Annotated in this window: 16 protein-coding genes; 10 read left to right on the forward strand and 6 right to left on the reverse strand. The window is 29.1% G+C overall.

Translation table 11 applies throughout. The features are described 5' to 3' along the window. The first annotated feature begins 195 nt into the window (after positions 1-195). The 7 genes from HMPREF3186_RS04180 to HMPREF3186_RS04210 all read left to right on the forward strand — a co-directional run bounded on the left by HMPREF3186_RS04180 (position 196) and on the right by HMPREF3186_RS04210 (position 6,455). Entirely contained in the window at positions 196-786 is a 591-nt protein-coding gene (locus tag HMPREF3186_RS04180; protein WP_197415021.1) for a TetR/AcrR family transcriptional regulator, read from the forward strand. A 252-nt stretch (positions 787-1,038) separates the two neighbouring features. Beyond that, the gene (locus tag HMPREF3186_RS04185) at positions 1,039-1,959 is read left to right on the forward strand and encodes an ABC transporter ATP-binding protein (protein ID WP_060914055.1); all 921 of its coding nucleotides are present in this window, start codon (positions 1,039-1,041) and stop codon (positions 1,957-1,959) included. Further along, positions 1,952-2,695 (forward strand): ABC transporter permease, encoded by a 744-nt coding sequence (locus tag HMPREF3186_RS04190; RefSeq protein ID WP_060914056.1) that lies wholly within the window; start codon positions 1,952-1,954, stop codon positions 2,693-2,695. The genes HMPREF3186_RS04185 and HMPREF3186_RS04190 overlap by 8 nt, the downstream gene beginning before the upstream one ends. A gap of 2 nt (positions 2,696-2,697) precedes the next feature. After that, positions 2,698-3,411: an ABC transporter ATP-binding protein gene (locus tag HMPREF3186_RS04195; RefSeq protein WP_060914057.1), complete on the forward strand. Its 714-nt coding sequence runs from the start codon at positions 2,698-2,700 to the stop codon at positions 3,409-3,411. Between the two features lie 3 nt (positions 3,412-3,414). Further along, on the forward strand, positions 3,415-4,128 hold the full coding sequence (locus HMPREF3186_RS04200; RefSeq protein ID WP_060914058.1) for a hypothetical protein: 714 nt from the start codon (positions 3,415-3,417) through the stop codon (positions 4,126-4,128). A gap of 271 nt (positions 4,129-4,399) precedes the next feature. After that, positions 4,400-4,711 (forward strand): hypothetical protein, encoded by a 312-nt coding sequence (locus HMPREF3186_RS04205; protein WP_060914059.1) that lies wholly within the window; start codon positions 4,400-4,402, stop codon positions 4,709-4,711. A 205-nt stretch (positions 4,712-4,916) separates the two neighbouring features. Continuing rightward, positions 4,917-6,455, forward strand: coding sequence for a YSIRK-type signal peptide-containing protein (locus HMPREF3186_RS04210; RefSeq protein WP_060914060.1), 1,539 nt, complete (start codon positions 4,917-4,919; stop codon positions 6,453-6,455). 73 nt (positions 6,456-6,528) lie between these two features. On the opposite strand, the gene HMPREF3186_RS04215 is transcribed toward HMPREF3186_RS04210, so the two are convergent. The 6 genes from HMPREF3186_RS04215 to HMPREF3186_RS04235 form a co-directional block, all read right to left on the reverse strand. Beyond that, complete coding sequence (locus tag HMPREF3186_RS04215) at positions 6,529-6,819, reverse strand: DUF5960 family protein (RefSeq protein ID WP_060914061.1); 291 nt, start codon at positions 6,817-6,819, stop codon at positions 6,529-6,531. Beyond that, a complete protein-coding gene (locus tag HMPREF3186_RS04220; protein WP_060914062.1) occupies positions 6,806-7,168 on the reverse strand; it encodes a hypothetical protein in 363 nt (120 codons plus the stop codon). Before HMPREF3186_RS04220 ends, HMPREF3186_RS04215 begins: the two co-directional genes overlap by 14 nt. A 286-nt stretch (positions 7,169-7,454) precedes the next feature. Beyond that, complete coding sequence (locus HMPREF3186_RS09375; protein WP_231724157.1) at positions 7,455-8,027, reverse strand: DinB/UmuC family translesion DNA polymerase; 573 nt, start codon at positions 8,025-8,027, stop codon at positions 7,455-7,457. Further along, entirely contained in the window at positions 8,024-8,575 is a 552-nt protein-coding gene (locus tag HMPREF3186_RS09380; RefSeq protein ID WP_231724158.1) for a Y-family DNA polymerase, read from the reverse strand. Before HMPREF3186_RS09380 ends, HMPREF3186_RS09375 begins: the two co-directional genes overlap by 4 nt. Before the next feature lie 4 nt (positions 8,576-8,579). Next, the gene (locus tag HMPREF3186_RS04230; protein ID WP_060914063.1) at positions 8,580-9,236 is read right to left on the reverse strand and encodes a LexA family transcriptional regulator; all 657 of its coding nucleotides are present in this window, start codon (positions 9,234-9,236) and stop codon (positions 8,580-8,582) included. Positions 9,237-9,353: 117 nt separating this feature from the next. Further along, positions 9,354-10,451, reverse strand: a complete 1,098-nt coding sequence (locus tag HMPREF3186_RS04235) for a serine hydrolase (protein WP_060914064.1) — start codon at positions 10,449-10,451, stop codon at positions 9,354-9,356. A gap of 332 nt (positions 10,452-10,783) precedes the next feature. Between HMPREF3186_RS04235 and HMPREF3186_RS04240 the strand changes: the two genes are divergently transcribed. The 3 genes from HMPREF3186_RS04240 to truA all read left to right on the forward strand — a co-directional run bounded on the left by HMPREF3186_RS04240 (position 10,784) and on the right by truA (position 13,634). After that, positions 10,784-11,392 (forward strand): phosphatase PAP2 family protein, encoded by a 609-nt coding sequence (locus HMPREF3186_RS04240; RefSeq protein WP_060914065.1) that lies wholly within the window; start codon positions 10,784-10,786, stop codon positions 11,390-11,392. 12 nt (positions 11,393-11,404) lie between these two features. Beyond that, positions 11,405-12,505 carry an MGDG synthase family glycosyltransferase gene (locus HMPREF3186_RS04245; RefSeq protein ID WP_060914066.1) on the forward strand — a complete coding sequence of 367 codons (1,101 nt, stop codon included), beginning with the start codon at positions 11,405-11,407 and terminating at the stop codon, positions 12,503-12,505. A 331-nt stretch (positions 12,506-12,836) separates the two neighbouring features. After that, positions 12,837-13,634 (forward strand): tRNA pseudouridine(38-40) synthase TruA, encoded by a 798-nt coding sequence (gene truA / locus HMPREF3186_RS04250; RefSeq protein ID WP_060914067.1) that lies wholly within the window; start codon positions 12,837-12,839, stop codon positions 13,632-13,634. Positions 13,635-13,678: the final 44 nt, after the last annotated feature.

A 13,678-nucleotide genomic window follows, 5' to 3' on the forward strand; every position in this document is an offset into this window, starting at 1 on the left:
ATGATAAAAATATATTATGGAGAGTCAGATTACTCCAAGTATGATAATTTGATTTACCAAGGGAAAATATTAAAAAGTATAATGTAAGGTAATATTAAGTGTCTGATAATATGGTATAATAGATAAAAATCAGATAATATCTTAATTATTACCAATTTTCAATTATAAATTTTAGTAAGGAAGGAGGTATTTATTGTGAATAGTATAGAAAATACTAGAGAACTGATACTTGAGGTTGCAAGTGGTTTGTTTATGACTAAAGGATACGAAAAAACTAGGATTTCTGATATAATAAATGGATTAGATGGACTTACTAAAGGTGCAGTTTATCATTACTTTGATTCTAAGGAAGATATTTTTAATGAAGTTGTTAAAAGAATAGGATATCAGAATAAGGCTATATTTGATGAAATTAAATATGCAAAAGATTTGAATGGAAGAGAAAAAATATCAAAATTAATATCGGTTGCTATAGGGAATACTAATATGGATGTCATTACTTCAATTTCTCCAAATCTTACAGACAATCCTAAATTATTAGCTTCTTTTTTCAAACAGATGCAGGAGATGACAATACCAGAGTATTTTTTACCAATTATTTATGAAGGAATTAAAGATGGTTCAATAAAATCAGAGTATCCGCAGGAATTAGCAGAACTAATTGCAGTTATGTTAAATATATGGTTAAATCCACTTATATTTAATAAATCAAATGATACGGTAAGGAACAAAATTAATATAATAAATAGATGTTTGAGTGATTTTAATATCTCATTTTCTATCTAGGAAATAGAAAGATTCATAGCTTAATATGCTGTGAGTCTTTCTATTTTTTTATTAAAATTATTAAAAATTCTTGACTACATACCACCGGTATGTTAATATAAATTTACATACCGGTGGTATGTAAGAGGGGAATATTACTTTAAATAATTGATTATACAGGTATTTACGTGGATAATTTGTAAATTTTTAGTCTTATTATGCCGATTTTAATGTGTTTTATGTACTTTTTATATCAAGTAGTGTGAGGTATTTATGAAGAAAGAAACTATTGTTGTTAAAAATTTAAAAAAATCTTATAGTTCAAAGATAGTTACTGATAATATTAGTGTTACTTTTTATAGTGGTCAAATTGTTGCACTTATTGGGCATAATGGAGCAGGAAAGACTACTTTTTTAAATCAGTTAAATGGCTTGATTTCATCTGATAGTGGTTCAATTCAAATTAATGGAATAGATGTAACGAATCATCCGAATCAAGCCCGGGAATTAGTGTCATCTATGCCACAGTTTCAAGTACCAATTAAGGGGGTGACTATTCAAGAAGCTGTAGAGTGTATTGGAGCTTTGAAAGGTATGAAAAAATCTGATATACAGAGTAGTTCAAATCAGCTAATTAGTTATCTTAATCTTGAAAAATGGCGTCATACAACAGGAGAAAAATTATCTGGTGGGTTACAGAGATTAACATCATTCGCTATGTCAGTTGTTGATACTCCGTCTATTGTAATATTGGATGAACCGACAAATGATGTTGATCCGTATAGACGAATGCTCATGTGGAGACACTTACGTAATCTCGCTAATCAGGCCTCAACCATTATTATCGTAACTCATAATCTGTTTGAAGTCGAGAGATATGCGGATAGGTATCTTATGATTGACAAAGGACAAGTAAAGAAAGATGTTAACGTTTCTGATATTCAAACGCAACGTAATTTACGACATCAAGTGTCGATTTCAATTCTTGACGAAGATACTATAGTTAGATTTTCACAAATGGATTCTTGTAAATATGATAATATTGAGAAACGATTGACGTTCACGGTGAAAAAAGAACAATTGAAAGAAATTGTGTCCATTATTATGGATTTGCTAGAGGAAGACAAAATTATTTCCTATGATTTAAAATTAAAAAATTTATCATATGATTATGAGGAGTATATGAATGAATAATAAGCAAAAAAACATATCGAAATTTTTTGGATTAATTAAGTGGAGTTTAATTAGGCATAAGTTTTATACACCTATATTTGTATTGGTGCAAATTATCTTGTCATTTGCGATAATTTATGGTTTCTTATTTATAACAAATGCTAATGACAAGGTAACACAGTCTTATCTCTGCACGGGAGCAATTGCTATAAATGTTATTGCAGTGACATGTGTACTAGCACCTCAAATAGTCAGCGAAGCTAAGCAAAATGGAATCTATGATTACCAGAAAACATTGCCAGTTTCTAGAGTTGGTATTTTACTCTCAGATTTACTAATTTGGGGTTTCTTATGTTTGCCAGGTATTTTATCTAGTCTTCTGATTAGTAAATTTGGATTTGGATTAGATATTTTCCTTAGTTTAATCGCTTTGGTGTCAATAATATTAATTATATTTGCCCTGCTTTCTCTTGGTTTCGCTATTGCATATGTTTTTCCGTCAAATATTGTTTCTTTGATGACCCAATTAATTATGCTTGGTGGACTTATGTTTTCACCAATTATATTTCCAGTAGAACGATTGCCCAGATGGATAACAAATTTTTATCAATATCTACCATTTGTTCCTTCTAGTCAACTAATTAGAGCAAATTTGTTTCACTTGGAGCAGGTAGGTGTACAACAATTCTTAGTATTAGGTATTTGGGCTATTTTAAGTTTTATATTATCATTACTGACACTAACTAGGAGGAAATAGAAATGAAACAATTAACTATTTCGAATTTGACAAAAGTCATTAGAAAAAAAACTTTATTAAATGAAATAAATCTTTCTCTAATTTTTGGTAATATTTATGCTATTATTGGAGGAAATGGAGCAGGAAAGACAACTTTATTTAGGTGTCTTCTAGGGCTGAGTTCTTCAATCGGAGATATTTTCCTTGATGATGAACCAATTACAGAAGAGCAGTTTTCTGATTATTTGAAAAAAATTGGGGGGGTGTTCTCTTTTCCTGATAGCTATGATTCCTTAACGGTGAAAGAGGTGCTTGAAAACCATATTAGGTATTATGATTGTCCGTCTATTGATGTGAAATCCTATTTAAAGAAATTTGGGTTATCAGTCTCTTTGAATACTAAAATCTCTATATTTTCGCTAGGTATGAAGCAACGCTTAAACATGGCTCTAGCATTTTTACACAGTCCAGAGATTTTAATATTGGATGAGCCTTTTAACGGTTTAGATAGAGAAGGAATTACTTTGTTACAAAATCTTCTCATTGAATTTAAACAGATGGGGAAACTTGTTATTGTCTCTAGCCACTCATTTTCAGAATTAGAGAGTATTGCTGACAATGTAATCATGATTCAAAATGGAGAAATAGTAAAAAAATCTAGCTTTAAGGAAATGAAACAACTAGGTTTTGAGAAATTAGAAGATTTTTACGAAAATATAAAAATGGAGGGACAGTAAGGTATGCGAGATAAAATTAATTATGAATTTCAAAAACAAGCAAGTCATTTTAAGAGTTTATTTTGGACAAATATAGTTGTGAATTTCATATCACTAGTTTTTTTTACCTTGGTAGGGAGACTTGATGAAACTTCTAAAGAACTTTCTATTTTGAATTATGCAATTGGTGTAATAACTCTAGCAACTACTGTTACAGTTACGGTTGCAATTATTTTTGGTGTAGTACTGTTTAATCGTTTACTTCTTATACACTACATAAAACAAGAGAGAGAACTTACCTATCTATTCCCGGAGGGAAGATCAACTATCTTCTTGTCTAAACTTTATGGTTTATGTGCAAATTTCTTAATCAGTTTCTTTCCTGTTGTATTATTAGAAAATATAATATATTATTTTTTATACGAATTTTTTGGATTTATGATACCTGATTCTTTTGGTTCTTATTTTAAAGTAATCTGTATAGTAGGTTTTTCAGTATTATTTTCACTAGTTTTAATACTCATATCTTTTTTAATAGGTCAAAAGTTTCAAGCGACAAATATCTCAATCATTTCTTCAGTAATTATGGTATCTATTGTAGGTAACTTTATTGCATTTCTTTATAGAATACCGAGTATTATCATTATCTTATTAATATTAATATCACTGATTGCTGTATTGATTGCTATAAAATTTTTAGTTCATAAGATTCGAAGAGATGATGTCATGGGAAGTTAGATAGGAAAATAACTATAATTTTATTACAAACTCCCATAAATATGTTGTCATATTTTATGAAATTGAGTTGTATTATTGGTATTATATTAAAGTTCAAAGATAGTAGTTTACATTATTGAATATTTATAAAAGATGGTTATTATTTTGAGTAATAATTTGAAAATTGGCAACTTATAATATTGATAATCTCTATCAGTGGAATTCATTTGTTGTTTTATAAGTATTAGTATATAATCTTAATTGAAAATATACATACTTTAGGAGAATAAGAATGAAGTTAGAAGATTTTACAGAACAGGAACAAGAACAGATAAAGAAAGGTCTTACTTTTTCGGTAATTAGTGATAAAGAAACTGAGGATAGAATACTTTCATTAGTTCCAGAAGAATTAATGAAGAAAATTCCATTTTTTGTGAGAAAACATGCTAATACGCGTACTGTTAAGAGAATTTCTATCGAATATCCAGAACTATACGCAGCAGCTCAAAAAGAGGGAGAATGGCCAGAAAAAGAAAAAGAAGAATTACGTAAAATTATTACAGCCATTTTCCAAGAAAAAATGAATAAACACCAAATTAAATAATATAAAATTTAAAAATTATGGATATTATTATATACCAGAATCAAAAAGAAAAGTAGAGTATTTAGCTTTTTGATTCTGGTATTTTAATATTGTAAGTTATTTAAAATAGGTTCACGCTTGCTCATTTTTCTGAGATATATTATAATAAAAAAGATAGATTAATAAGTAAATTGTAATTTTTAAGCAAGTTGATAAGGAGAAAATTATGTTTAGTACGAGAAAATATTCGATTAGAAAGGTTTCAGTAGGTATTGCTAGTGTTCTAATAGGCATTGCTGCTGGCTCTCTTGGAACAGCTTATGCACACGAAGACACAAACAATGTTGTTGTAACTGCAGAATCTAATCACAATGTTAATTTAGAGTATGTAAATAAACCTGTTTTAGAAGAAGTTGAAAAAACGACACCTGCATCTGAAGTTGTGTCAAAACCTGAAAAGAAAAATGTATCATTAGCACCAGTAATAGAAATTAATAAAGTAGATAATTTATTTAAATCTGTTTTAGAAGATAAGATAGATTGGAATACTATTGACGAGAAAGAATTTGTAAATTATTTATTTGCTGATATTAAGGTTGATAAAAAGAAAGAACAAGAAATAAAAGAAGTATGGCTAATTAAAGTTAATGAGTTATTAGCAGTTGAACCTAATAATGTAAATCTTCAAAAGGTAAAAGCTATTTTAGAAAATTCTTTAAAGAGTAAGTCTTTAGTAGAAATAGAAAAACCAAAAGAAGAAAAAGTAACTGAGGATAAGAAAGAAAACAAGGAATCAGTGAAAGATGAGACTAAAAAAGCCGCATCAAAAGAAGAAAAAGTAACTGAGGATAAGAAAGAAAACAAGGAATCAGTGAAAGATGAGACTAAAAAAGTCACACCTAAAGAAGAAAAAGTAACTGAGACTAAAAAAGAAAATAAAGAACCAGTAAAAGAAGAAGATAAGAAAGAAAATAAAGAATCTGTAAAAGAAACTGATAAGAAGGAAGGTCCTAAAGGACAAACTGTTCCAGAAAATAAACAAGAAGTTCCTAGCAAAGAAACTCCAAAAGTAACTTCAGATAAAACAGATTCATCTAGTAATAAAAAACAAGAAACCTCAGAGAATAATGCGCAGGTTGAAAATAAAGTTTTATCTGCAACATTATCAGGGTATGATATAGCTGTATCTTTTGACAAAAACAAAATAAAAGCTGATGATGTCTTTGTAGGTGCGATAAATGATGAGAAGCTAAATAAAACTATTATTGAAAAATTAGGTAGTGAATATAAAGTTATTGAAGTTTTTGAAATTCATTTTAAAAAAGACGGTAAAAAAATAGATAGTGATGCTGAACGTACAGTTAAAGTATCGGTAGTGAAAAATGATAATGCAGAATTAGAAGTATATCACATAGCGGACAACAATATTCTAGAAAAAGTTGAAAGTAGCTTTAGTGATGGTTCGTTGCAATTTAAAATAAACCACTTCAGTAAATTTACTATTCTAGAAAGAATCAGAGTAGGGGCTAAAGATTTAGAAAGCCGTGTTCAAATAGTAACACCGGTTAAAGCAGAGTATAAAGCTGAAAATAAAAAAGAGGATTCTAATAATAGTAATAAGGTTAATAATGACAAAAAAGAAGAAACTAATAAAAAAGAAAAAGAAGAATTACCAAAAACTGGTTTAGAGTCAGAACAGACGATTAGTATGGCTTTATTAGCTCTAGCAGCAGCGATAGCAGTTAGAAGAAAACAAAAACAATAGAATCTATTAAATTAGAAGTAGAGAAATTAAAAATAAATAAACTCGAAATTAGGAAGATATCCTAGTTTCGAGTTTATTTTTCATTTATGAATTTATGTCCAATATATTGAAAGATTCTCACCATTTTATTTTCTAAAGGAGTTTGAACTTTGAAAAAGAAGTAGTGATCTCTTTTATCTTTTGATTTATTAGCAGTTAATCTGAAAAAATTACCATTGTTATTTACCATTAAATTTAGAATATCGTCTATTAAAAATGTTAAGGGTACATTTAATGCAGAATATTTATAGAAATCTTTTTCGAATTGATCGTAATTACTACTAAAATAGTCAAATTGGACTTCATGTTGATTAAGTTTGTTCATAGTCTAATTCCTCTGCTAAAGAAACTTTTAGAATATCGCTGATTGAAATTTGCAGTATATTTTGTTTAGTTGAAAAATAAATAATATCGTTAGTACAATCAACAACCTTTCCTAGATATGGTTCACGTTGAGTGGAGGTATATAAATACGATAGACCTTTAAAGAAATATAGTTGGTTTAATAGTAGTCTTTTTTCGTCTTCATCCATATTGTTGGAAAAATCTATAGTGTCACCTTGCATATTAATCGCGGTAGTGTGTTCTGAGATGAAAAAGCCCATCCATTTAGCCATTCCACGGTCAGCATATTCTCTTGCAGATTTATAGGGAAGATAATTTCTATTTATCATATTATTCCATCCATGCCACCAGCATGACCTCCTACTAGTTTACTTCTTTCTTTTACACGTGAACCTTCCATTAACATACTTCCATTTTGAACTGATAAGAATCCGTATTTATCACGTATAGTATCTAGTGTTTTATCAATTTTTCTTTGTTTTTCAATAGCTTCAATATCATCGAATAACGTATAGATTGTAAGATTATCGTCTATAAGGTTATCATATCTAACCGCAATAGAGCGTACGGTACCACCGTCATATTTACTTCTAAAAAGTGATAGAACATGATCGGTTAATTGTTTTGTGCTTTGAGTAGGGTTGATTTTTTAGATGCATTAATAGATTTTTTGCTTTCAATTTTACTGTAACTGATATGGATATGTACTGATTTTGCCTTTTTCTTAACTCTTCTTAGTCTTATCGCGACTTGTTCTGCCATTTCTGACAAAACTAGTTCTATTTGTGATTTAATCTTATAGTCTTTAGGAAGAACTTGTGAATTACCTAAGCCTTTTGATTTAGGTTTATAAGGTTTTGAAGGTTTGCTCTCATCGATTCCATTTGCGTGGAACCATAACTGAACTCCAATTATACCGAATTCTTTTTTTAATATATCTGGATTAGCATTTGCTAAGTCTTTAACAGAATATATTTTTAATTTATTTAATCTTTTTTCTGTTCTGCTTCCTATTCCCCAAAAATCAGTAAGTGCAGGGATATTCCACACTTTTGTTTCAATATCTTCATATGACCAATTAGCACGCATAGTTGGAGTTTTTTTAGCTTCATTATCTAGAGCAAGTTTTGCCAGAAGAGGATTTGCATTACTCATTCCTACAGTGGAGTAAACACCTGTTTTTTTCATATATCATGTTGGATTTTTGCGCAAATTATGTCCAATTTTTCTTTTCTTGTTTTTGCAGAATCTTTTATGAAATAATTGAGTGATTGCGTTAAATCGACAAATCCTTCATCTATAGAATAGGGATGAATATCTTCATCTGGAACATAATCTTTAAGTACGTTGAGTATCTGTATATTTTTTTCGATATATAGAGTCATTCTTGGGGGGACGATGAGTGTTTTTTTGGACCAGGCTTCAATATGATTGATATATTGTTGAGTTATTTCAAGACCTTGTCTTTTTGCGTTATAAAATGAAAAACGTCGTGTATTAATATCGAAGGGAAGATCATAACTTCTACTTACATTATTTTTCCCAAAGACTTCTTTGAAAACAGGGGAACTTGCTAATATTAAACCGTTAGAGTTATCACTTCTGCTCATTACACAAAGTGAGGTTGTTAAAGGATTAAGTCCACGTTCTACGCATTCTACACTCGCATAAAAAGACTTTATATCTATAAAGGCTATATCTGAATGAGGTTCTAATGTATAGTCAATTATTCCCATATTATTACACCTCTTTTATAGGTTTAAATGAATCTGTAACAACTCCTACTATATTTACTTCTTCTATCGGTGCTATGATGTCTTTGTAGTTGTCATTAATAGAAACTAGACGAACTGTATTTTCTTCTAGAAAGACTTTTTTTATGTATGTTTCCTCATTGTAGACTACTGCATAATCCAATCCGTCAAAATCGTATCCAGTTTTTTTAATCAAGGCAACATCTCCGCTGTGGTATTTTGGCTCCATAGAATCCCCATCAATCCAAGAGGCTATATCGTATGATATGTCTTTGTCGAAGTAAACAGTATCGAACTCATAATCTTCATAATAAAAGTTACCTAAACCAGCCGATAATTTTGCGTGAACTTGATATTTATATAATTGAGAAACATATAGCTCGTTAGCCATAGTCAAAAGTTTCTTTTGATTTATCTCGTTTAATTGGAGATATTTATTAACTATCTCATACTCAGATTCAAAGTAAGTAGTCTCTACATTAAAGTAAAGTGCCAGTTCGTCTAAATTTTTTTTATTAGGTATATATTTTCCTTTTTCCCAACTATTGTAGGCAGCACGTGTAACACCAAGGTGTTCAGCTACCGTAGTTTGAGAAACTTTTTGTTTAGTACGTAAGGATTTCAATCTATTATTGCAAAACATAACAACCTCCATATAATAAGGAATTTGTCAAAAGAAAATAAAAGGGAGTGACTCAAAAATCGTGATTTCGGAGAAATCGATTTGTGAGTCACTCCCGCTCTAAAGAGTGTATTAAATTTATGGGTTCATATTAACTCGGTGCCATTCGTTTATAACATAAGAAATTTGTCCTACTTGATCTAATCCAACAAGGTTTACTTCTTCAGTAGCAGGAGAAGCTCCTCCTAAACCTGCAGTATATAAAGCGATAATGTAAGGTGTTTTCTCATAAACAATAGCATCAACATTTAGTGCTTCTTTTACATATCCAGGTTTTTGTTCTATTACCAGATTTGGAAGATAGCGTTTGTAATAGTCTCCTGGGAAAGATTCACCAATATATGTACGAATATCTTTATATTTTTCTCTATTATCCCACAAGTGTTGTAATACTTGAATATAATAGTTAGTTGTTGTTTTATTTTCTGTACTAAAGTTTTTTAATTCTGCTTTAGACTCACCATAGTTGCTATACATTTTGTATACTTCGTTCATACCACCAAGACGATCGGCAAGGGCGTATGCAGGAGTATTTTCTGAATAAACTAATGAATAGTATTGCATTTGGGGAATAGTCATAGCCCCTTTAAAAACTTTAACATATGTGTTGTGTTCACCATCATACTCATAGTAAGTGTTAGTGATATCATAACGTTTAGTCATAGATAAGTTATATTTTTCAAAGTTATCTACTACTAACATATTAAGTGGTAATTTATATGTAGAACCAGCAGTCATAGGTTGAGTTTCATTCATTTCAATTAATTCACCAGTTGCTAGGTTTTTGTATGAAAAAGCTATTTGTGAATTTTTTATTCCATATTCTTTTGCATATGCTTGTATAACTTCAGGTAAAGTCATATTAGCATAATCATAATATAAACCATATGCATTCATAGTAGGGGTATCAGCTTTCATAACAGCTTGTTTTTCTTCTAAGCTCTTACCTTTTTTTTCTGGTTCTTTTGTTTTTTCTATATTATCATGATTATTTTTTGTTGTATCGTTTTGTTCATTGTTTGTATTAGTATTGTGATCGTTATTTTTCCAATATGATTGTATATATTTAAAGTCGAAAAAGTTAACGTTGTGGGTATGTCCGTAATAATACAAACTAGCAATTGCTACAGAGAATAGTAGAATTACTGATATTATAATTTTTTTTATTTTTGACATACAGACTCCTGTATAAACTTATTTAATTAATCTAATAATTATAATGGAATATGTTTTAAAGTTCAAGAAATAGATAGTTAATATAATAATATAAATTTATGAAAATAATGAAAGAAAAGAAGTGTGTTTATAGGAAGATACAATTACTTGTATAGCTTCACAATTATTATAAAAAATGAGATTTATTATAAAATATTTTTAACTGAAATCAATAAGAAAGTACATAATTTAAAAGGAAATTGGTGAGATTATAATATTATTTTGCTATTATTATGTATAAAATTATGGTAATATGATATGAATTAGAGATTTTAAAAAGGTTAGGAGATTTAATGACAAAAAATAATCAAAAACGTTTAGTTATATTTTTTATAGTGATGTTTGGTCTTATTGCGAGTGGTTACAATAGTTTTTTGAAACCTTTGGATAGTATGATTATTAATTTTATTCAAGGTTTAGAAAATCCAGTACTTACAAGCATATATTTAAATACGACAAATATAGCAGATCAAAAGCCTAGTGCAATAATAACTGCTATAATAGTTATTATTTTATTTGTGAATAAGTTTAAAAGAGAGGCTCTGTTTTTAACTCTTACAATGAGTACGTGCGGTATAGTGATGGCGTTTATTAAGATAATTTTTAATCGTCCTCGACCTAATATTCATCGTTTAGTTGAATTAAATAGTTTAAGTTTCCCTAGTGGGCATACTACTTCAGCAACAATAATGTATTTGACATTGGCGTTAATATTTATTAAATTATCGAAGAAAGGAAATAATAATTATTTTCCTATTCTTATAGCGATAATAGGAATTTTATTTATAGCGACTTCTAGAGTATATTTAGGAGTACATTATCCGACGGATACGATGGCGGGGATGTGTTTAGGTAGTGTGATAGTATTAACTTATGATCTTATCTATTATAATAAAAAGTAGAGGTGAGGTAATATGAAAAAAGTTTTATTAATAACAGGTTCATTCGGAAATGGGCATCTTCAAGTATCAAAAAATATTAAAGAAGCGTTTGAAAAATATTATACTGATGAGATTGAAGTTATTGAAACAGACTTGTTCTTACAAGCGCACCCGAATTTGACTCCAGTGTTAAAAAAATTATATTTATATAGCTTTTCATATTTTAGAGATATTTACGGGTATTTGTATTATGCAGGAAAAAATCATAGTAATATCTCTGCTTATAGATATTTTAGTTCTGAGTATTTGAAAAAACTAGTAAAACAAGCTAAACCAGATATTATTGTCTCAACATTTCCAACTCCAGCTTTATCACTATTGAAAGATAATAAGATACCGATAGTTAATATAATAACAGATTACCATTTTCATAAAAGTTGGTTAACTAAAGGTGCATTTAGATATTATGTAGCGACAGATGGAACTGAAAAAGAGTTATTGAAGTTAAATGTAGAAAAACAAAAAGTTAAGAAATTTGGAATACCGATTGCTGAAAAATTCGATGATAAAATGAATGTTGAACAATGGTTGGAAGATAATAAATTATTTATAGATAAAAAGACAGTTTTATTATCTGCTGGTGCTTTTGGAGTATCTACTGATTTTTCAAAACTTATTGGGAAAATATTACTGAAAAATAGAGATACTCAAGTAGTAGTAATCTGTGGTAAAAATAGAGCATTAAAACATAAATTAGAAATTGATTATGCTGAACAAGAAATGGTTAAGATTCTGGGCTACACTGAAAATATGCGAGAATGGATGCAGACTGCTGATATTCTTATAACTAAGGCAGGAGGAGTAACTATTTCTGAAGCATTAGCAAGTAATATTCCACTGATTCTCTTTAACCCAGTTCCTGGACAAGAAATGGAAAATGCTATCTACTTTAGGAAAAATGGAATGGCAAAAATCGCTAAAAATTTAGAAGAAGTACTAGCTTGTTTAGAAGAACTATTTTTTGAAGATAATATTAAGAAGATTAAATACAATATGACAAAAAATTATTTACCGCATGCAAGTTATAATATTTGTAAAGATATTATGGGGATTTTAGAGTTGAATAAAGTATAATATTAATTAATTTTATGGGTGTTCTGAGTGAGGGTGACTTGATAAAATCGATTTTTCTGAAATCAATATTTTTGAGTCACTCTTTTTTTATTTTGCCAAAATAATATTTTTAATATATAGGATAAAGTTGAAATTTTGTATGTCAACTGAGTAAAGTTAAGTGTGATTTTTACTGATTTGTTGCTGTGTTCAACTCTTTTCTTGTCTTTTTCTCTTTCTATTGTTGTGGTATAATAGCATATAGAATGAGTCGTTAGAAATTATCCCAGGGATGATACGACGGTTAAGAAATAAGAAATAAAGATTAAAATAAAACATTTAGGAGATAAGAGTGAGAGTAGTTTTACTTTGTAGGTATGATGGTAGTAATTACCATGGGTTTCAAATACAACCAAACAATAATACAATTCAAGAAGAAATTGAGAAGAGTTTAAAGAAAATTAATAAAAAAGATGTACGACTTTATATGAGTGGAAGAACGGATAGTGGTGTTCACGCTTATGGTCAGGTATTGCATTTTGATACTGATTTGAGTATTCCAGATGAAGCATGGGTTAAGGCACTAAATGCTACTATTCCGAAAGATATTAGAATAGTGGGAGCGACGTCAGCTTCTGAAGATTTTCATGTTAGGTATAATAGTACACAAAAAACATATCATTATAAACTTCATATTGGAAGAGAAGTGGATCCATTCTTATTAAATTATGTGGGTAAACATAGTTTTGATTTTAATTTTGAAAAAGCTCAAGAATCCTTGCAATATTTTATAGGAGAACATGATTTTTCATCATTTTGTTCAAAAAATTCTAGCGTTGAGGATAAGGTTAGAACGATATATAGTTTAACTATGGAGAAAGATTCTGTTAATCCTAATATTGTAAACTTTGAAATTACTGGGAATGGTTTTTTATATAATATGGTTAGAATAATTATCGGAACTATACAAAATGTGGCCGCCGGTAAATATGAAGCGGATTATGTTAAAGAAATATTAGAAAAAAAAGAACGCCAATTCGCAGGGCCTAAAGCTGATGCAGCAGGATTGTATCTTAAAGAAGTGGTTTATGATGATGATAAAATAAATAAGTTTATAAATAACAGTTTAAAAGCTTATTGTAATAAATAATGGGAGTGACTTAAAAATCGTGATTTCTAGAAATAAGATTTTGT

Origin of the sequence: Gemella haemolysans, assembly GCF_001553035.1 — a bacterium.
GTDB lineage: Bacteria > Bacillota > Bacilli > Staphylococcales > Gemellaceae > Gemella > Gemella haemolysans_B.

Excerpts from the sequence above, each read along its gene's own strand:
- HMPREF3186_RS04185 (WP_060914055.1), top strand. The coding sequence starts at position 1,039 with ATGAAGAAAGAAACTATTGTTGTTAAAAATTTAAAAAAATCTTATAGT.
- HMPREF3186_RS04190 (WP_060914056.1), top strand. The coding sequence starts at position 1,952 with ATGAATAATAAGCAAAAAAACATATCGAAATTTTTTGGATTAATTAAG.
- HMPREF3186_RS04195 (WP_060914057.1), top strand. The coding sequence starts at position 2,698 with ATGAAACAATTAACTATTTCGAATTTGACAAAAGTCATTAGAAAAAAA.
- HMPREF3186_RS04200 (WP_060914058.1), top strand. The coding sequence starts at position 3,415 with ATGCGAGATAAAATTAATTATGAATTTCAAAAACAAGCAAGTCATTTT.
- HMPREF3186_RS04205 (WP_060914059.1), top strand. The coding sequence starts at position 4,400 with ATGAAGTTAGAAGATTTTACAGAACAGGAACAAGAACAGATAAAGAAA.
- HMPREF3186_RS04210 (WP_060914060.1), top strand. The coding sequence starts at position 4,917 with ATGTTTAGTACGAGAAAATATTCGATTAGAAAGGTTTCAGTAGGTATT.
- HMPREF3186_RS04215 (WP_060914061.1), bottom strand. The coding sequence starts at position 6,819 with ATGAACAAACTTAATCAACATGAAGTCCAATTTGACTATTTTAGTAGT.
- HMPREF3186_RS04220 (WP_060914062.1), bottom strand. The coding sequence starts at position 7,168 with ATGATAAATAGAAATTATCTTCCCTATAAATCTGCAAGAGAATATGCT.
- HMPREF3186_RS09375 (WP_231724157.1), bottom strand. The coding sequence starts at position 8,027 with ATGAAAAAAACAGGTGTTTACTCCACTGTAGGAATGAGTAATGCAAAT.
- HMPREF3186_RS09380 (WP_231724158.1), bottom strand. The coding sequence starts at position 8,575 with ATGGGAATAATTGACTATACATTAGAACCTCATTCAGATATAGCCTTT.
- HMPREF3186_RS04230 (WP_060914063.1), bottom strand. The coding sequence starts at position 9,236 with ATGTTTTGCAATAATAGATTGAAATCCTTACGTACTAAACAAAAAGTT.
- HMPREF3186_RS04235 (WP_060914064.1), bottom strand. The coding sequence starts at position 10,451 with ATGTCAAAAATAAAAAAAATTATAATATCAGTAATTCTACTATTCTCT.
- HMPREF3186_RS04240 (WP_060914065.1), top strand. The coding sequence starts at position 10,784 with ATGACAAAAAATAATCAAAAACGTTTAGTTATATTTTTTATAGTGATG.
- HMPREF3186_RS04245 (WP_060914066.1), top strand. The coding sequence starts at position 11,405 with ATGAAAAAAGTTTTATTAATAACAGGTTCATTCGGAAATGGGCATCTT.